Origin of the sequence: Salicibibacter kimchii (assembly GCF_003336365.1) — a bacterium.
Taxonomy (GTDB): domain Bacteria; phylum Bacillota; class Bacilli; order Bacillales; family Marinococcaceae; genus Salicibibacter; species Salicibibacter kimchii.
In genome coordinates this window covers 1,385,629-1,404,650 of record NZ_CP031092.1, presented here as the reverse complement: position 1 = coordinate 1,404,650, position 19,022 = coordinate 1,385,629, and the positions used below count along the sequence as shown (strand labels likewise).

The 19,022-nt window shown below is 47.6% G+C and carries 15 protein-coding genes; 14 read left to right on the top strand and 1 reads right to left on the bottom strand.

What is annotated here, in order from left to right; all coding sequences use genetic code 11:
- Nucleotides 1–4: 4 nt before the first annotated feature.
- The 6 genes from DT065_RS07055 to yihA all read left to right on the top strand — a co-directional run bounded on the left by DT065_RS07055 (nt 5) and on the right by yihA (nt 9,045).
- Nucleotides 5–1,036, top strand: a complete 1,032-nt coding sequence (locus DT065_RS07055) for a hypothetical protein (RefSeq protein ID WP_114372025.1) — start codon at nt 5–7, stop codon at nt 1,034–1,036.
- A 76-nt stretch (nt 1,037–1,112) separates the two neighbouring features.
- On the top strand, nt 1,113–2,456 hold the full coding sequence (gene tig / locus DT065_RS07050; RefSeq protein ID WP_114372023.1) for a trigger factor: 1,344 nt from the start codon (nt 1,113–1,115) through the stop codon (nt 2,454–2,456).
- A gap of 309 nt (nt 2,457–2,765) precedes the next feature.
- On the top strand, nt 2,766–4,049 hold the full coding sequence (clpX, locus tag DT065_RS07045) for an ATP-dependent protease ATP-binding subunit ClpX (protein ID WP_114372021.1): 1,284 nt from the start codon (nt 2,766–2,768) through the stop codon (nt 4,047–4,049).
- Between the two features lie 281 nt (nt 4,050–4,330).
- Nucleotides 4,331–6,001: an ATP-dependent protease LonB gene (gene lonB / locus DT065_RS07040; RefSeq protein WP_114372020.1), complete on the top strand. Its 1,671-nt coding sequence runs from the start codon at nt 4,331–4,333 to the stop codon at nt 5,999–6,001.
- 133 nt (nt 6,002–6,134) lie between these two features.
- Nucleotides 6,135–8,471: an endopeptidase La gene (gene lon, locus DT065_RS07035; protein WP_114372018.1), complete on the top strand. Its 2,337-nt coding sequence runs from the start codon at nt 6,135–6,137 to the stop codon at nt 8,469–8,471.
- The gene (yihA, locus tag DT065_RS07030; protein ID WP_114372016.1) at nt 8,458–9,045 is read left to right on the top strand and encodes a ribosome biogenesis GTP-binding protein YihA/YsxC; all 588 of its coding nucleotides are present in this window, start codon (nt 8,458–8,460) and stop codon (nt 9,043–9,045) included. Before lon ends, yihA begins: the two co-directional genes overlap by 14 nt.
- A gap of 143 nt (nt 9,046–9,188) precedes the next feature.
- Here yihA and DT065_RS07025 read toward each other — a convergent pair whose 3' ends face one another.
- Entirely contained in the window at nt 9,189–9,704 is a 516-nt protein-coding gene (locus tag DT065_RS07025) for a LiaF transmembrane domain-containing protein (RefSeq protein WP_114372014.1), read from the bottom strand.
- Between the two features lie 325 nt (nt 9,705–10,029).
- On the opposite strand from DT065_RS07025, the gene hemA reads away from it, so the two are divergent.
- From hemA to DT065_RS06980, 8 genes are all read left to right on the top strand, one after another.
- A complete protein-coding gene (gene hemA / locus DT065_RS07020) occupies nt 10,030–11,457 on the top strand; it encodes a glutamyl-tRNA reductase (protein WP_114372012.1) in 1,428 nt (475 codons plus the stop codon).
- A gap of 33 nt (nt 11,458–11,490) precedes the next feature.
- Entirely contained in the window at nt 11,491–12,324 is an 834-nt protein-coding gene (locus tag DT065_RS07015) for a cytochrome C assembly family protein (RefSeq protein WP_114372010.1), read from the top strand.
- Between the two features lie 10 nt (nt 12,325–12,334).
- On the top strand, nt 12,335–13,267 hold the full coding sequence (gene hemC / locus DT065_RS07010; RefSeq protein WP_114372008.1) for a hydroxymethylbilane synthase: 933 nt from the start codon (nt 12,335–12,337) through the stop codon (nt 13,265–13,267).
- A gap of 5 nt (nt 13,268–13,272) precedes the next feature.
- Entirely contained in the window at nt 13,273–14,031 is a 759-nt protein-coding gene (locus tag DT065_RS07005; RefSeq protein WP_114372006.1) for a uroporphyrinogen-III synthase, read from the top strand.
- A complete protein-coding gene (gene hemB / locus DT065_RS07000; RefSeq protein WP_114372005.1) occupies nt 14,028–15,023 on the top strand; it encodes a porphobilinogen synthase in 996 nt (331 codons plus the stop codon). Before DT065_RS07005 ends, hemB begins: the two co-directional genes overlap by 4 nt.
- 1 nt (nt 15,024) lies before the next feature.
- Nucleotides 15,025–16,317 (top strand): glutamate-1-semialdehyde 2,1-aminomutase, encoded by a 1,293-nt coding sequence (gene hemL / locus DT065_RS06995; protein WP_114372003.1) that lies wholly within the window; start codon nt 15,025–15,027, stop codon nt 16,315–16,317.
- A gap of 551 nt (nt 16,318–16,868) precedes the next feature.
- The gene (spoVID, locus tag DT065_RS06985) at nt 16,869–17,990 is read left to right on the top strand and encodes a stage VI sporulation protein D (protein ID WP_160112443.1); all 1,122 of its coding nucleotides are present in this window, start codon (nt 16,869–16,871) and stop codon (nt 17,988–17,990) included.
- Entirely contained in the window at nt 17,983–18,996 is a 1,014-nt protein-coding gene (locus DT065_RS06980; protein ID WP_114371997.1) for a protein kinase family protein, read from the top strand. Before spoVID ends, DT065_RS06980 begins: the two co-directional genes overlap by 8 nt.
- Nucleotides 18,997–19,022: the final 26 nt, after the last annotated feature.

The window sequence follows — 19,022 nt, the reverse complement described above, 5'->3', positions numbered from 1 at the left end:
ACCAGTGAGTGACAAAAATAATGTGGTTCATTTCCCCGGGAGCGTTCGTCTCTTGCTGAATGAGGGGTTGAACGCACTGAAAGCAGGAGATTTTAACCAGGGGCTGAAATACTTTAACGAAACGCTCATGCATGATGAGAAAGATGAACAAGCGCGCTACGGGCGCCTTGTTTCTTTACTTGAGTTAGGTTACCTTGAAGATAGTAAAACAACAGCGGAAAAAATGTTGCAGGAAGGCATCGGGGAATACGAGGACGTGTTATTTTTCTATGTATCCGCGCTTGTACAGTTAGGGGAATGGGACGCGGTGGTTGATACGATTGAAACGGAACGGCACTACGGCCGTTTGCCGGCAAAATATGCCGAGCACTTTTTTCAATTTTTGGCGACGGCGAGAACGATGAAAAAGGAAGCCTTTTTGCCTCGAATAGAAGAAGAAAAGAATGATGCTTCCGCCGTTCTCGGTGACGAGACGTTCGCGGGCCTTTTTGACCCGTCGACAGAAGTGCAGTGGCGAACGTTTCAACAATTGAAAAAGCGCAACTGGAGCCAGGTGAAAGCGGCATTTGAAACAGCGCTTCGTCACGAAAACACATCGTCGATGATCAAGACGTTACTCTTATTGGTGATGAAAGATTGGGAAGTGGGTGCCGCCTGTAAGGTACGCAAATACGAACATGAAAAAACCGTCACCCCCGTTGAATTGCATAGTTTTTCAGAATATGCGACCGAGCTGAAAACAAGCATTTTTGAGCAACTGGAAGACGGATTGGCACAAAACAACCCGATGTTATATGAAACGGCCCAATCTATTTTGGAATGGATGTTAATGGAACAGTATCCTTTCGCGCTTCCGGAGGCCACTGCAAACGTATGGGCTGCCGCGATTCACGTGGAAAGCTTGCGATATATGGGAGTTCACGAAGAACAAGAAGAGGTGAGCATCCTGTACGATGCAAAGCATTCCGAAGTGGGGAAGTTATTAAATCAAGTGGCGTCCGACTCCTCCTCATTTAACTCGTCCCCCATTGATTGAAATGATGAGGCATTATGTTATAATGTAGGGGTTGTAAATTAGGACGTAATCGTTGAAACATGGAGGGAACAAATAAATGACTGCTAAATGGGAAAAGGGCGAAGGAAATCAAGGCGTCCTCACCGTAGAAGTAGGAGCAGATGAATTTAAATCTGCGCTGGATCAAGCATTTGAAAAAGTAAAAAAAGACGTGAGCATCCCGGGCTTTCGAAAAGGGAAGGTACCGAGAAAAATCTTTGAACAACGGTTTGGCGTTGAATCTCTCTATCAGGATGCGGTGGACATTGTCCTCCCGTCTGCATATTCTAATGCCGTTGAGGAGACCGGGATTGAACCGGTTGACCAGCCGGAAATCGATATAGATGGAGAAATCGAAAAGGGAAAACCGGTTGTTTTCAAGGCTACGGTAGAAGTGAAACCTGAAGTGGAACTCGGAGAGTATAAAGGACTCGAAATTGAAGAATTTGACACATCTGTCAGTGAAGAGGAACTCGAAGAGGAATTGGAAAAGTTGCGTGAACAACATGCAGACCTCACCGTTACCGACGATGCTGCCCAAGATGGCGACACGGTTGTGTTTGATTTCAAAGGTTTCGTAGACGGAGAAGCGTTTGAGGGCGGGGAAGCAGAAAACCACTCGCTTGAGCTTGGTTCCGGACAGTTTATCCCGGGTTTTGAAGAACAAATGGTAGGATTGGAACCGGGGACGGAAACAACCGTGGAGGTTACATTTCCGGAAGACTATCATGCGGAAAATCTCGCCGGCCAAGCGGCAACCTTCAACGTAACGTTGCATGAAGTGAAACGGAAAGAGTTCCCGGCACTGGATGATGAATTTGCCGTGGACGTTGATGAAAACATCGAAACGCTCGACGAATTGAAAAAGAAAAAACGTGAAGAACTGGAACACAATAAGGAACACGAGAAAGAGCATCACGAACAGGATAGCGTCGTAGACCAAGTGACGGAAAATGCAACTGTTGATATCCCGGGCGCGATGATTACGACAGAAACCGACCGTATGCATCAAGAGATGAGCCAACGCTTCGAAGCCCAGGGGATAACTATGGACATGTATTATCAAATGGCTGGTACCGATGAAGAAGGTATGAAAGAACAGTTTCGCCCCGAAGCCGAAAAACGGGTGAAAATGAATCTTGTGCTCGAAGCAATCGCGGATGCTGAAGAAATCGAAGCCAGTGATGAGCAAGTTGAAGAACAGTTGGATCAAATGGCGGAAGCTTATGAAAGAGACAAAGAAGAAATCCGTCAGTTGCTCAGTCTTCAGGGTGCTCTTGACACTTTGAAGGATGAACTTCGCATGCAATCCGCCTTGAAATTCCTCGTTGATCAAGGGGTAACGGTGGAAGCTAAGCCTGAAGAAACAGAAGTCGAGGAAACAGAAGAGGAAAATAATTAGGGACAAAACCTTCGCTTGAAAACTGACATACAGCCATTTTTATGAGCAAATGTCAGGGCAAAAAGGAAAAAGACACGAGAAAACGTCGTGTCTTCCTTTTTTTAACCAATGCATTGCACGGATTTTTACACTCAACCCATTCGCTAATCTTGAAGCTAAGCCTAGTTTTTCTAAAAATAAACGCATGAATTTGCTGCTTGCAACGTAAAGCTGATGTAGAATGGGTAGCCTAGGTTTAGCCGACGTATTTTGTTTGACTGAGAGTAAGGGTAGGGTGTAAGGTACAGTATACAGTGAGGGGTGAATAACATGGTCAAGTTTAATGAGGAAAAGGGGCAACTTAAATGCTCTTTTTGCGGAAAAACACAAGATCAAGTCCGTAAGCTAGTGGCCGGACCAGGTGTATATATATGCGATGAATGTATTGAGCTTTGCACCGAAATTGTGGAAGAGGAATTGGGCACGGATGAAGAAGTCGAGCTTGAAACCGTCCCTAAGCCGCAGGAAATGAACGAAATCCTTAAAGACTATGTGATTGGGCAGGATAGCGCAAAGAAATCGCTTTCGGTCGCGGTCTATAATCATTATAAGCGGGTGAATGCCGCGGTTGCCTCCAACAACGACGGTGGAGAAAATGTTGAAATCGCCAAAAGTAACATTTGTCTCATCGGGCCGACAGGAAGCGGGAAAACCTTAATGGCACAAACGCTCGCCCGCATTCTGAACGTTCCTTTCGCCATCGCGGATGCCACTTCTTTAACGGAAGCCGGTTACGTCGGCGAAGATGTGGAAAATATTCTTTTGAAATTGATTCAGTCCGCTGATTATGATGTGGAGAAGGCGGAAAAAGGCATTATCTACATTGATGAAATCGACAAGGTCGCGCGTAAATCGGAGAATACATCAATCACCCGAGACGTATCCGGCGAAGGGGTTCAACAGGCGCTCTTGAAAATTCTTGAGGGGACGACCGCAAGCGTTCCACCACAAGGAGGGCGTAAACACCCTCATCAAGAGTTTATTCAAATCGATACAAGCAACGTCCTCTTCATTGTTGGAGGAGCCTTTGACGGCATTGAACAAGTCGTGAAGCGCAGACTTGGCAAAAAGGTTATTGGCTTCGGATCTGAATCCGAAAGCGGAGATATCGCTGATGAAGAATACCTTGATAAAATTCTCCCAGAAGATTTGCTGCGCTATGGCTTGATTCCCGAATTCATCGGCAGGCTCCCGGTAATTTCCAGCTTGAAGCCGTTGGATGAGGACGCGTTAGTGGAGATATTAACCAAACCGAAAAACGCACTCGTCAAACAGTTCCAGAAACTATTGGAAATCGACGAAGTCGAGCTTGAGTTTACGGATGATGCATTGCGAGCAATTGCGAATAAAGCCATTGAACGTAAAACAGGCGCTCGCGGTCTTCGTTCCATTATCGAAGACATCATGCGAGACGTAATGTACGACCTTCCGTCCAAAGAAGAAATTACCAAATGTACAATTACGAAAGAATGTGTAGCGGAGGACGCTTCACCGGAACTGACCACGAAAGACGGCGAATTGATCAAACTTAATGAGCCGAGAGAAAGTGCGTAATAAAATAAAAGCGATGTTCGCTTTACGGCATGAGCGCGGCTCATGCTTTTTTTTATGAAGGTAGCTCGTCATCTTTTAAAAATAAGAGTGTAAGCATCAGCGTATAAAATAGCGCTCCCCTGTTGTCCGATCGCTTACTCGCAAAGCGTCCAAGTAACAAATTTTCCACTTTCTTCTCTTATCGTAAATAGCATACTGTATCGTTTGGAGAGTCATACTAACGAGCAGTTAGCGATAAATAACGGCAGAGGAAAGCGGCCGTTAAACGAGGAGGAAGCCGCATGGAGTGGACATCGTTGATCATGTTTATTCAAGTTTTCTTCGGAATAGTGATTGGACTATATTTCTGGAACCTACTTAAGAATCAACGCACCCAACGGGTATCGGTGGACCGGGAATCAAAAAAAGAATTGCACGAGCTGCAAAAATTGCGTTCGATTTCCTTAAATGAACCATTGGCGGAAAAAGTACGCCCGGTGAGTTTTTCGGACATTATCGGTCAAGACGAAGGCGTGCGCTCATTGGAAGCTGCGCTTTGCGGTCCCAACCCGCAACATGTGCTGATCTATGGGCCGCCCGGAGTAGGGAAGACAGCAGCTGCTCGTTTGATTATGGAAAAAGCAAAAATGAACGGGGGCTCCCCATTTCATATCGATGCTCCTTTCGTTGAACTCGACGGGACGACAGCTCGTTTTGACGAGCGGGGAATTGCCGATCCGTTAATCGGCTCCGTTCACGACCCAATCTATCAGGGAGCCGGATCGATGGGACAAGCAGGCATCCCCCAACCGAAGCCGGGAGCGATCACAAAAGCGCACGGCGGCATGCTTTTTATCGATGAAATCGGTGAACTGCATCCGATTCAATTAAATAAGCTATTAAAAGTGTTGGAAGACCGTAAAGTTTTCCTTGAAAGCGCGTACTATAATGAAGAAAATGCCTCCATACCTACGCATGTCCATGATATTTTTCAAAATGGGCTCCCTGCAGATTTTCGGCTGATCGGAGCAACGACACGTACCCCGGATGAGATCCCTCCTGCTGTGCGTTCGCGTTGCCTTGAAGTTTTTTTTCGACCGCTTAAGCAAAAGGAATTGTCCGTCGTGGCCAAAAGTGCCGCGGAACGATTGAAGATGGGAATACAGGAAGATGGGTTGGAGACCGTTTCCTCTTATGTAACAAATGGTCGGGAAGCGGTTAACACGGTTCAGATCGCTGCCGGATTGGCAACCACAGCTGAACGGGCATCCATAGACGTTTCCGATATTGAGTGGGTCGTGCATGCCAGTCGTTTAAGCCGCAGACCTGAGAAAAAAATACACCCGGAGCCCATGGTGGGGCGTGTGAACGGCCTCGCGGTATATGGACCGGATTTAGGAATGTTGTTGGAAATTGAAGCAACCGCGCAAGAAACGCGAAGAGAGGGCATGCTCACGGTTACGGGGATCGCGGAAGAAGAGAACGCGGGCAATCAAATGCGTTCGATACGCCGGAAAAGTATGGCAAGAAGCTCTGTAGACAACGTCATGACCGTACTGCGCCATCTGAAAGTGCCGGTCGACAGCTACGATATCCATGTGAATTTTCCCGGTGGGACGCCGATAGACGGGCCTTCTGCCGGGTCGGCGATTGCCACGGCGATCTATTCCGCGGTCAATCAGCGCAAAGTAAAAAACGATGTGGCCATCACCGGGGAATTAAGTATTTGGGGGAAATTAAAGCCGGTTGGCGGGGTTCCCTCGAAAGTGGCAGCTGCCGAGGAAGCCGGCGTAACGAAGGCGTTCATACCCAAAGATAACGATGAGACCGTGTTGCATCAAGTGCAAGGGATCACGGTTAACCCTTTGAACACGTTAGATGAATTGTTTGCTCATGTTCTCTTGGAGGAAACGGGTGTGCAACGGCACGGCCTTTCCGTAACAGAAACCTCTTCCCCCTCGATTCATATGTAAAATCCATGCAGTTGAATAGACACGTTCATGCTCTTAAGCTAAAATGAAACCTACGAGTAAAGATTTTATAAGAACGGGAGGCTCTGCCTCCCCTTTCCCATATGTATGATTATGAACAGAACGGGGGTTGACGATGCCGACGACGGAAACCAGTCAAAAAATCCCGCTATTGCCTCTTAGAGGAGCGCTTGTTTTTCCGGGGATGGTATTACATTTGGACGTGGGGCGCGATAAATCGGTACGTGCCATTGAGCAAGTAATGGAGGATGACCAGCGGATTCTGCTGGCAAGCCAAATTGATTTGGCAGTTGAAGAACCGGTGAAAAAAGACTTATATCAAACGGGCACGCTTGCCTATGTGAAACAAATGTTAAAAATGCCAAACGGCACGACCCGTATCCTTGTTGAAGGGATGCAACGGGCGACGATTAAGGAGGTCACAAGCAGTGAGGAATATTACGAAGTAAACATACAACCTTTGTCCTCCGAAAAAGACAATCAGCCAAAAACAACGGCCTTAAAGCGCATGGTCAAGGACCATTTTGAACAATACGCGAAAGCCTCGAGTAAAATTTCCGACGAAACGATACAAGCTGTGGATGAGATTGATAATCCCGGGTATTTTGCTGATACAATAGCCACACACTTGCCGTTAAAAATCGAACGCAAGCAAGAAATTCTCGAAGCCATCGATATCGAAAATCGATTGCAAACATTGCTTGATATTTTGACAAACGAAAAAGAAGTGCTGGATTTAGAACAAAAAATCGGTCAACGTGTGAAAAAGTCCATGGAACGAACACAGAAAGAATATTATTTGCGGGAACAAATGAAAGCTATCCAACATGAGCTTGGAGATAAAGAGGGAAAAGGCGGAGAAGTAGAAACGCTGCGCACGCAAATCGAAGAAGCGAACATGCCGGAAAATGTGGAACAAAAAGCGCATAAAGAATTAACGCGTTACGAGCGTGTGCCTGCAGCTTCAGCAGAGAGTTCGGTGATTCGTACATACCTTGATTGGCTCGTGGCACTCCCTTGGCATAAGAAAACGACGGATCATTTAGATATCGATCATGCGGAAAACGTGTTAGATGAAGATCATTACGGCCTTGAAAAAGTAAAAGAACGCGTATTGGAACACCTGGCCGTGCAACAGCTCACCCAATCGCTGCAAGGACCGATCATCTGCTTGACCGGCCCTCCGGGTGTAGGCAAAACATCCCTGGCCAAATCGGTGGCTCGTGCCCTTAACCGTGAATTTGTTCGTATTTCATTGGGCGGTGTCCGGGATGACGCGGAGATCCGCGGCCATAGGCGGACATACGTAGGAGCCCTTCCGGGAAAAATTATCCAGGGCATGAACAAAGCCGGCGTTATGAACCCTGTTTTTTTGCTCGATGAAGTGGATAAAATGGCGAGCGGTTTTCGCGGCGATCCATCGTCTGCCCTTCTTGAAGTGTTGGACCCGGAACAGAACGACACGTTCGGCGATCACTACGTTGAAGAACCGTATGATCTTTCCAATGTGATGTTCATTACAACGGCAAATAATGCTTCGGCGATTCCGGCGCCATTGCTCGACCGTATGGAAACCATTTCGATTGCGGGATACACGGAAATCGAAAAAACAGCCATCGCCACGAATTATTTATTGCCGAAGCAATTGGAACGGCACGGACTCTCCAAAGCCAATCTACAAATGAAAGACGATGCTTTGGTGAAAGTGATTCGTTACTATACGAGAGAAGCAGGGGTGCGAAACTTGGAGCGGCAATTGGCAAACATTTGCCGAAAAGCAGCAAAAACGATTGTTACCGGGGAAAAGAAAAAAATAGTCGTTACGCTGAACACGTTGGAGGACATGCTCGGGAAACCCCGGATGCGTTACGGGCAAATGGAAGAAAATGATCAAGTCGGTGCAGCGACCGGGCTCGCGTATACGACCGCCGGAGGCGATACCCTGTCCATCGAGGTCTCATTGGCAAAAGGGAAAGGGGAACTTACGCTTACCGGCCATCTCGGCGATGTTATGAAAGAATCCGCACGCGCTGCCTTCAGTTATATTCGTACCAGTGTCGGGGAATTGGGGATTGATGAACAATTCCATGAAAATACCGATATTCACATCCATGTGCCTGAAGGAGCGACACCGAAAGACGGTCCCTCTGCAGGAATTACAATCGCGATCGCGCTCATTTCCGCCTTGACCGGACGCCTGGTCAAAAAAGAAGTCGGCATGACGGGGGAAATCACGTTGCGGGGAAGAGTGCTTCCCATCGGCGGTGTAAAAGAGAAGGCAATGAGCGCTCATCGCGCAGGGCTGAAGACGATCCTGCTACCGAAAGACAATGAAAAAGATTTGGAGGATATTCCGGAAAGCATTCGGAATGACCTTTTCATTTCCCTCGTCTCCCATCTTGATGAGGTCATGCAATATGCGTTGGGGGGCCGACATGATGAAAGTGAATAAAGCCGAACTCATCATCAGTGCGGTTGGGCCTGAGCAGTATCCGGAAGCGGAGCTTCCGGAAATTGCTTTTGCCGGTCGTTCCAATGTCGGGAAATCATCGTTTATCAATACGATTACCCAACGCAAGAAATTGGCGTATACCTCTCAACAACCCGGGAAAACACGAACATTGAATTTTTTCACCATTAACGATAGCTGTCATTTCGTTGACATTCCCGGCTATGGGTACGCTAAAGTGTCCAAAAAAGAGCGGGCATTCTGGGGCCGCATTATTGAGGAATATATACAAACGCGCTCGCAACTGAAAGGCGTCGTGCTGCTTTTAGATGCTCGCCACAAGCCTTCGGAGCAGGATTTGATGATGTACGATTGGTTAAAGTATTACCAAATCCCTATCATTCTCGTGCTGACAAAAATGGATAAACTGAAAAAATCCAAACGAACCGCGCACGTCAAACAGGTTATTGATGAAATCGAGCCTTTGCCGGAAGATAAGTATGTGTTGTTTTCTTCGGAAACCGGAGAAGGAAAGGAAGAGGCTTGGAGTTTGATTCGCGCGCTCGGGGGGTTCTAGTCCGAGCATCAAGTGTTTCGCACGGGTGATGCCCATGGTGCGTCTCACGAGTGCATGAAGCCCGAACGAAGAGGAGGATCGGTCCATTGGTCGCCGTGCCCCCAACCTCCTCTTCGCCCCCCCCCCCCTTTTTTGTAAAGCTTCTATCTTTTTTGGAAGGCCCTGGCCCCTCGATTCTTCTTTCTCTTCCCCTTGAACAGTAGAAAAACGCCGAGGACCAGTAAAAGGAGCGGCCAAATAAATGAAAAAGATTCCGACGCCTCCGCGATGCGTTCCGCTATCGGTTCAAAAAAGAGGAATAACCCTCCGATGCAGATCGATACAATACCTATAAATAGAAAGTCTTTTTTTGTTCGCAAATAAGCAATCAAGCAGGCAATGCCAAAAAACGTAGCAAGAGTCCCAATGTGGCTCGGCCAGTTTGGATAAAGTTCCGTAGCATGAAAATGTACCCCGATCCCGATCATGAAGACACCCGGCAACAGGGCCGGCCCGGATTTTGAAAGAAAGCCGTCGATGGAGAGGGCGAGTCCTAGCCAAATCACCATTGTTTCCCACGTTATCCATTGATTGGCGGCGGCAGGGGCAAATAAGTGTGTAAGGTAATAAACGCCGGCTCCGATAAAGACCATGCCCGGAAAAACTTGATTGCTCTTCATAACAAAAACGCTCCTCTGCTGCTCAATTTTTTCCTGTATAAAGGAATGATCGTTCTTCCCCATTCACACATGTCTTAAGAGATGATTGGGTATCCTATGTAGCGTGTAAACGCGAAATTTGCGAATCAGGAAGCAAATGTGTTTCAATGAGGTTGCTAGCGAGATTATCGTAACATATCCTTTCAGTGCTTGTTCACATTTTCCAAACGATAGACAGGCATGTTCATGTTATAATAAGTGATGGATAAAGAATAAACGATTGCCGACATCGATACTTGACAGGAGGTCAAGTTTATCGAATAAAGATGTAGGGGTGAAATTATTAATGCACATCATGGTTGCCAGCATCGACTACAAAAATGCCCCTGTTGATTTGCGTGAACAATTTGCTTTTGATGATGAAGATTTGCCAGAGGCGCTTCGAACACTGCGAGAGATGAAAAGTATTTTAGAGTGTACGATCGTGTCCACCTGTAATCGAACGGAAGTGTATGCCGTTGTCGATCAGCTGCATACCGGTCGCCACTTTATGAAGAAATTTTTATCCCAATGGTTTGATGCGCCTGCAGAATCGTTTTCACACGTATTAAACGTGCGGGAAAAGGATGATGCAATCGTTCACCTTATGCGCGTAAGCACAGGATTGGAGTCCATGGTGATCGGCGAAACGCAAATCCTTGGACAGGTCAAAGCAAGCTTTCGAACCGCGCAAAAGCTTGGAGCAACAGGGACCGTTTTCAACCAGTTGTTTCGCCAGGTGATTACTTTTGCAAAACGGGCACACAGGGAAACAGAAATTAATGATACACCGGCTTCGGTGAGCTATGCTGCTGTTGAACTCGGGAAGCAGATGTTTGGAGATTTCACGGGTAAACATGTGCTCATTTTTGGCGCCGGAAAAATGAGCGAGTTGACGGCTAAGCATTTACGTGCCAATGGTTCCGAAACGATTACCGTGATGAATCGGACCTATGAGCGAGCGGAAGAACTCGCGGCTCATGTGAAGGGGCAGGCCCGATCGTTGGAAGCAATGGAGAACGTCCTCCTCGATACAGATGTTCTCATCTCATCCACAGGTTCGGATCAATATATGTTGCAACAGGAGAATGTCGAGAACATTATCAAAAAACGAAAGGGCCGCCCGCTGTTTATGGTTGATATCGCGGTCCCCCGTGATATTGACCCGGACCTGGGCAAATTGGAAGATGTCTACTTGTATGATATCGATGATCTTCAAGGAATCGTTGCCGCGAACATGGAGGAACGAAAAACAGCCGCTACCAAAATTGAAGCGATGGTGGAAAAAGAAATAGAGGTCTTTAAAGATTGGCTTCACGAGCTCGGTGTTGTTCCCGTCATTTCTGCACTGCGCACGAAAGCTTTGTCGATTCAGTCGGAGACAATGAACAGTATTGAACGTAAAATTCCCGACCTTGATGAACGCGAGCGTAAGGTTTTACGCAAACATACCAAAAGCATCGTTAATCAATTGCTAAAAGAACCGATCACTCGCGCCAAAGAAATGGCAGCTGAAGAGAACAGGGAAGACGCTTTGGCATTATTCACGGAAATCTTCGGGCTTGAAGAAGAAGTCGCTGAAGCTAAAGAAGCGGAAGCACTGAAAATTCTCGAAGAAGCCCAGAAAGAAGCACAATCAGAACCGGAAGGAACAGAGCATAATCAGCAAGCATCGTTCCTTTTTCAGGGAAATTCTTCGGATAACTTTTATTATGGACGGGATGCAACAGTATAGAATCAGTTATAGGCAAAGGTGGTAGGAAGCCGATTGGCCGCCTCAAACATCATCTACGTGTTGACGATCACGCTATATAGCCTGAGCGTATTTGCATACTTTATTGACTTTCTCCAGAATAACCGGAAGGCCAACCGACTGGCCTTCTGGTTCCTTTCTATCGTCTGGGTGTTGCAGACCATCTTTTTACTATTGCGTGCTTTCCAGTTTGAACGTCTCCCGCTTTTAACCCCTTTTGAAGGGTTATTCTTTTATGCTTGGGCGATGGTTACCCTTTCTTTAATTGTTAATTTTTATTTCCGTGTTGATTTCCTTGTTTTTGTTATGAATGTGGTAGGCTTTTCGTTGATGGCCGTAAGTCTGTTTTTGCCCACCGGTAATCTATCCCCGGTGTGGGAAGAGATCCTCACTTCTGAACTGCTGATCTTGCATGTAACGTTAATTATTCTTTCGTATGCCGGTTTTACCGTTGCTTTTGCCTGCTCGGTGTTATATTTGATCGAACACCAGATGCTAAAGAACAAAAAGTGGGGGAAGCGGTTGCTACGGTTCGGAAGCCTGAATAAACTGAATCACTTTTCATACGTGGCCACGATGGGCGCGTATCCGCTCCTGTTATTGGGCGTTATTCTTGGTTTTATATGGGCGTACAGCGGGGATGGCATGCATTCAATCCCTCTATTTGATCCGAAGGTTCTCGGTTCTTTAGCGGTGTTGGTTTTTTATGGTGGTTATTTATATCAAAAAAAGGTAAAAGGGAAACAAGGGTACAGCATGGCTTTTTATAACATGCTTGGATTTTTAATTTTGCTCGCCAATTATTTATTGACGAGTGAATGGTCAAGCTTTCACATATGGAGTGTGTAGGAGGCAAAAGATGAGAACAATCGTAATTGGAACAAGGAAAAGCAACTTGGCGCTTAAGCAGACCGAATGGGTCAAGGAGAAGTTGGAAGGATTAGGACTTCCCTATAAATTTGAACTGAAAAAGATCGTGACAAAAGGCGATCGCATCCTTGACGTGACACTTTCCAAAGTAGGCGGGAAAGCGCTGTTTGTCAAAGAGATCGAAAAGGCGATGGAAGACGGGGAAATTGATCTTGCCGTTCACAGCATGAAGGACATTCCTTCGGTCATTCCGGAAGGCTTCGCCCTCGGCGCGGTGACAGAACGAGTAGATCCGCGGGATGTACTGATCACGGAATCCGGGAAAAAACTTCATGAGCTTCCGGCAGGCGCAGTGATCGGTACGAGCAGTTTGCGGCGCCAAGCGCAAATCCTCGCCGCACGACCGGATGTGGAAGTAAAATGGATTCGCGGTAATATTGAAACACGAATGAGAAAAATGAAGGAAGAAGATTTTGATGCCATCGTATTGGCTGCAGCCGGTTTAGAGCGAATGGGTTGGTCCGCCGAAATCGTCACCGAATATTTGGCGCCGGAAAACAGCTTGCCGTCCGTCGGTCAAGGTGCGCTTGGTATTGAGTGCCGAGCGGACGATCGCAATATATTGGAACTACTGCAACATATCCATGATGAGGAAGTTGCCCGCACGGTGCAAGCGGAGCGAGCCTTTTTGAAAAATGTGGAAGGTAGTTGCCAAGTGCCGGTAGCGGGACACGCGGTGATGGAGAAAGGAAAGGATGTTACGCTACGTGCGCTTGTCGCCTCCCCGGACGGTAAAACATTGCTTCAGGATGAACGTACCGGAAGTGATCCGGAACAATTAGGGAAAATCATTGCAGCCAATCTTCTTGATCGTGGGGGGAAAGAAATTCTCGATCAAGTGAAAAAAGATCTGGAGGAGTAATCCGCATGTTGTCAAGTGCCCCTGTTGCCCTTGTCACCAGAGGGCAAGCCGACCAAACGGATGAAGATCCTTTAGTCTCTCAGTTGCAAGCATTGTCCTTGCCTATGCAACATATCCCCCTTGTAAAACAACAAATGCGAAAGAATCATGAAACAATCCCCGATCCCTACGAGGTGGACTGGCTTGTTTTCACGAGCGCGAATGCGGTTTGTTACTTTGATTGCTTGATGTTTGTGAAAAAATGGATAGACGCTAACGTCCATGTAGCAGCTGTTGGCCCTAAAACAGCGGAAGCTGTTGCTTCCCTCGGGTTTACAGTTGATCTTTTCCCGGAAAAAACATATACGGCAGAAGCGCTGGCCGATGCATTGGCCGCTGTGATCCGTCCGGGCGACACGGTTGTGATCCCAAAAAGCAAACAAGCAAGAAAGGTACTCCCCAATTATTTGAATGAACGAGGGGCGAATGTTGTGGACCCTGCCATTTATGAGACAAAAGCACGGACAGAAAACGCGCATGATTTGGCTGTATTTTTCAAAGGGCATGATCACGGCGTGATTACATTTACGAGTCCGAGCGCTGTCCACGCGTTTAAGCAGATGCAACCCGATCTTCCGATGTGGCCCGCCATCTGTATTGGCACGATCACCGCGACTGCCGCTACAGAAGCGGGGTTTTCACAAGTGGACGCGGCTTTCCCCCACACATTTGCAAGCTTAGCTGCACGCGTTTCAAACTATATGAATGAGGTGAATACCCGATGAGTGAGCTTCAGTTTGACCGAAATCGGCGAATGCGGACGACGGGTGCTATCCGTGATCTTGTCCGGGAAACGACGGTAAAACAAGATGATTTGATTTCTCCTGTTTTTGCCGTTGAGGGGACGGATGTCAAGCATGAAGTTCCGTCGATGCCCGGTGTGTATCAATATTCGTTAGATTTGCTAAAAAAAGAAATCGATGATGTTGTGGAGCACGGGATTAAGGCCATTCTTTTGTTCGGTGTGCCGGGCACAAAGGATGAGCTCGGAAGCAACGCGTACAATGAAAACGGCATTGTCCAGCGCGCGATTCGGGAATTGAAAGGGAAGCATCCGGAATTAATGATTATTGCAGATACGTGCCTGTGCCAATTTACCGACCATGGTCATTGCGGAGTGATTGAAGAGGGCCATATTGTAAATGACCGATCATTGGATTTGCTTGTTAAAACAGCTATTTCCCAAGCGGAAGCAGGCGCGGATGTGATCGCTCCGTCGAATATGATGGATGGGTTCGTAGCCGCGATTCGTTCCGGATTGGATGAAGCGGACTTCAAGCATATTCCGATCATGTCTTATGCCGTGAAATATGCGTCCGCGTATTACGGTCCGTTTAGAGATGCTGCCCACAGCTCCCCGTCGTTTGGGGACCGGCGAACGTATCAAATGGACCCCGCCAATCGCAACGAAGCCCTTCGTGAGGCGATGTCCGATGACCGGGAAGGTGCGGACTTTTTGATTGTGAAACCGGCGCTTTCCTACCTAGATATCGTCAGTGATGTGAAAAGCGCGATTAACCGCCCGGTGGTCGCCTACAATGTCTCCGGGGAATATTCCATGATTAAAGCAGCTGCCGCTCAAGGCTGGCTCGATGAAAAAGAAACGGTGATGGAAAAATTAACGAGCATGAAACGGGCAGGGGCGGACTTGATTGTCACTTATTTTGCCAAGGATATGGCCCGTTGGATCAGTGAATCCGACCAAGGAGGTAGTTAACATGCGTACATTTGAACGATCAAAACAAGCGTTTCAAAGAGCCAAACCTCTCATGCCGGGAGGGGTGAACAGTGCCGTCCGTGCATACAAATCGGTGGGGATGGACCACGGGATTTATATGAACAAAGGGGAAGGGCCTTACATTACAGATCTGGATGAGAACACCTATATTGATTATGTCCAATCATGGGGACCGTTGATCCTCGGGCACGCAGATCCTCGTGTCGTGGATCGTTTACAGGAAACCGCGGCGTTGGGGACAAGCTTTGGCACGTCTCATGAGATGGAAGCGGCCCTTGCCGAGCTCGTCATTGATCGCGTACCATCCGTCGAAGTTGTACGGTTTGTGAACTCGGGTACGGAAGCGACGATGAGCGCCCTGCGTCTTGCCCGTGGTTTTACAGGCAGAAGCAAAATCGTGAAAATGGAAGGGAATTATCACGGGCACGGGGATTCGCTGTTAATCAAAGCAGGTTCCGGAGTGGCCACTTTAGGTTTGCCGGATAGCCCCGGGGTGCCGAAAGGAACGGCTTCGGAGACGCTTACGGTTCCTTATAACGATCTCGAAAGCCTGTCGCTTGTATTTGAACAGTTTGGCGATGACATCGCGGCTGTTATCCTTGAGCCGGTTGCCGGCAATATGAATGTGGTCACTCCCGAAGAAGGCTATCTCGAGGGCGTGCGCAAGGTGACTGAAGACCACGGGAGCCTTTTGATTTTTGACGAAGTCATGACCGGCTTTCGCGTCGGGTACCATTCCGCTCAAGGAAAATTTGGCGTCACTCCTGATTTGACAACATTGGGCAAGGTCATTGGCGGCGGTCTTCCTGTCGGTGCGTTCGGCGGCAGAGGAGATATTATGGAGCAGATAGCCCCGTCAGGGCCGATCTATCAAGCGGGAACGCTCTCGGGGAATCCTTTGGCGATGACCGCGGGATATGAAACATTGGCCCAAGTGACTGCGGAAGATTATGAGCAGTTCGAACGGCGGGGGGCACGCCTGGAAGAAGGGCTCCGCTCGGCAGCAGAAAAGAATGGGATGCCTCATCATATTAATCGGGCAGGTTCGATGCTAGGCCTCTTCTTTACCGACGAACATGTGAAGAACTTTGAAACTGCCAAAACTTCAGATGTGGATTTATTCGCGAGATATTTTCAGGAAATGTTGCAAGAAGGTATTTCCGTTGCTCCTTCCCAATTTGAGGGAATGTTTTTGTCAACCAAGCACGATGACGACATCATTGAAGAAACAATCGCCGCCGCAGAGCGGGTATTCGCGAGAATCGGAAAATAAAGAAGGGAAGCTATCCTCAAATGACGGGGATAGCTTTTTATGTGTATTCAAATCACCCGGGGGCGTGTTCGTTACGTTTGAACGTCATGGCGACCGGAAGAGCGATTTTCTCTCGTATTCGGGCATCATACTCGCTTCATGACGACCGGAAACGCCAGCATCGAATGAGTTCTGTCGTCATAACCGCTTCATGGCGCCCGAAAAAGGGATTTGCACTCGTATTCGGGAGCCATAATCACTTCAGAGAGTAAGAAGCCACCCTTTTGAGGTGCGATAACGTAAAAATCGTCCCTCTCAGAGTAGGAAGCCATATTTTTGAGAAACAGTAGCATGATTTCTGTCCCTTCGTCCTTGTTGTTAATTTGTCCGTCTGTCCAGTCCAAAAAAAGTTTTCATGTTAAACAAAATCATCACTCCCCCTCCCTCCCTCCCTCCCTCCCTTCCACCATCACTGAAGAAACCAGTCATAACCGCGCACTAGGACACATACGTTGGTACCGTACGAGAAAACGTGGGACGGACGTATTTTTAATGAAGAGGGGGAGCATACCGTGACCCAAGAACAACCATCGGCTTTATCTTTTAACCTTGAAGAAGCGATATGGCTTGATCAAGGTGAGCGTATTCAATCCATTCTCGGCTTGGAGTTAGAGCCGGATATTACGATGCAAGAAGATGATCAGGAAGTGCTCATTCAAGGAGGCTTACATCTCGTCGGCCAATATCAACCTTATGAAAACAACGAAGATAACACATATGATGATGAGAGTCGGAGCCAAGTGCCGCAAACAGCGGATCGTTTGAGCACGACAAATGCAGGCGAGCGGGAAATTAAGCATTTTTTTCCCGTCGATGTAACCATTCCACTTCATCGCATTCAAAGCTTGGATGATTTGTATGTTCAGATTGACAGTTTTGATTATGATTTGCCGGAACCAAGTTGCATTCAATTAACGGCGGACGTGACCATTACGGGAATGAAAGAGGGCGAGAATACCAAGAGAAATGCCAGCGCAATGCCGGAAGGGTTTCCAACGTTTACACACGAAGTGAAAGCACCTCCTTCGAAGGAAGCACCTGTTCATCTGCCCTCAGATGATTCCGGGGCGTTACGTGAGGAAACAACAGTGGAAGAGCAAGAAAAAGAACAAATGGAAGCACATGCCTCAGGGCCAGCTCTGAATTTTGAAACACAAGAAGAGGAAGCGGCCTCCGAGGAAGCGATACCTCCCCGAGGAGAACAAAACGAGAACGTGGCGCAAGAAGAACCAGCGCCGGAAAAAGTACAGCAAACGGAAGAACCGGTGCTGCCAAGTGGCAACGTTGACGTCGATCTTTCCAATGTTGAACCGGAGCAGGAAGAACGGGGATATGAGGTCGTACAGGCTGACGACGAAGAAGAACAAGCGGCGTCGTTCCCGGACGAAAAGGAAACACCACCAACCAACAAGCGGGATAACGCGCTTTACCTGACGGAAATGCTGGGCAGCGACGATCGGGAGTCTTTTACGAAAATGCGGATGTGTATCATTCAAGAGAATGAGTCTTTGGATATTATCGCCGATCGCTATGGATATACCGTCCAACAGTTGCTAAGATGGAACAGAATGGATATGAATCACGTAAATCAAGGAGAAATTATTTATATTCCGGTGCCATCCGCGAATGAATGACGCGATCGAAGAACTTTTAATTAACATGGACTTGCAAAATGCGCACTGGAATTGGGTGAGCGAACGTGTCATCAAAATCGAAACGCAAGATGGCCCATTTGCGCTGAAATGGTGGGAACGGACCCCTCAAGAGCGTGAACATTTTCTGCATCACTTACGGTATGCGGAACGTGCAGGTATGAAAGGTATCATCCCTCTTACGAATATGAGGGGTGATACGTCTATGTTTGAAGCCGACCCGCATCCCATTTATCTGGAACCGTGGGTGGAGGAACAACCGCTAATGTCCCCGCCGTCAAAAGAACTTAGGTTGCTAACGATTCTCGCCCTTAATCATAAAATTTCCGAAGATAAAGAGGATATGACCGAAGAGGAGCTTTCCACGTACAAAAACGACGTGCAGCATGGTTGGCAACAAGAAAGGTTGCTCATGAACCGGTTGGCCGATCAATTTGAACAATCCAGGTTTCTTTCTCCATTTGAACTTACTTTTTTAAACGGATACCCGTTTTATGAAACGATGTTCGGGGAAATAAAAAAAGGGTTTCAAAAATGGACGCGGCAAGTCAAGGACAGTGAAGGGTATCGCTTTGCTTTTTGTCATGGACGGCCTTCGTTGGAACACGGGCTTATTGCCGCGGATGGAAATGCATGGTTTACCAATTGGGAAACAAGCGGTCCCGGTCATCCCGCGTATGATCTTGCCTATTTTTATCAAGATTTGGCGCAACATTATCCTTTCGATCCCTTGGGAAGCAAACAGCTTTTCGGGACATATGAAGCTCACGGCCCTAGCTGGGGGGAAGCGGATACCGGTCTTTTAAAAGCGCTCATGCTCACCCCTGCACCGATTTTGGCATTTGCACAAACGTACGCGACAGACCCTTTGCGCTATGCGGAACATCAATGGACGGCGATGTTGGAGTCCAAATTAAGCAGTTTGCGTTATTTACAACAAATGATGCAATGGAAGGAAAAACAGGAAGCGGCCATGCATGGTTCCTAGTCCGGCATGGTCGATTTCTATGTAAG

Bases quoted from the DNA above. Each gene is read 5' to 3' on its own strand.
- tig (WP_114372023.1), top strand. From the start codon at position 1,113: ATGACTGCTAAATGGGAAAAGGGCGAAGGAAATCAAGGCGTCCTCACC.
- clpX (WP_114372021.1), top strand. From the start codon at position 2,766: ATGGTCAAGTTTAATGAGGAAAAGGGGCAACTTAAATGCTCTTTTTGC.
- lonB (WP_114372020.1), top strand. From the start codon at position 4,331: ATGGAGTGGACATCGTTGATCATGTTTATTCAAGTTTTCTTCGGAATA.
- lon (WP_114372018.1), top strand. From the start codon at position 6,135: ATGCCGACGACGGAAACCAGTCAAAAAATCCCGCTATTGCCTCTTAGA.
- yihA (WP_114372016.1), top strand. From the start codon at position 8,458: ATGAAAGTGAATAAAGCCGAACTCATCATCAGTGCGGTTGGGCCTGAG.
- DT065_RS07025 (WP_114372014.1), bottom strand. From the start codon at position 9,704: ATGAAGAGCAATCAAGTTTTTCCGGGCATGGTCTTTATCGGAGCCGGC.
- hemA (WP_114372012.1), top strand. From the start codon at position 10,030: ATGCACATCATGGTTGCCAGCATCGACTACAAAAATGCCCCTGTTGAT.
- hemC (WP_114372008.1), top strand. From the start codon at position 12,335: ATGAGAACAATCGTAATTGGAACAAGGAAAAGCAACTTGGCGCTTAAG.
- DT065_RS07005 (WP_114372006.1), top strand. From the start codon at position 13,273: ATGTTGTCAAGTGCCCCTGTTGCCCTTGTCACCAGAGGGCAAGCCGAC.
- hemB (WP_114372005.1), top strand. From the start codon at position 14,028: ATGAGTGAGCTTCAGTTTGACCGAAATCGGCGAATGCGGACGACGGGT.
- hemL (WP_114372003.1), top strand. From the start codon at position 15,025: ATGCGTACATTTGAACGATCAAAACAAGCGTTTCAAAGAGCCAAACCT.
- DT065_RS06980 (WP_114371997.1), top strand. From the start codon at position 17,983: ATGAATGACGCGATCGAAGAACTTTTAATTAACATGGACTTGCAAAAT.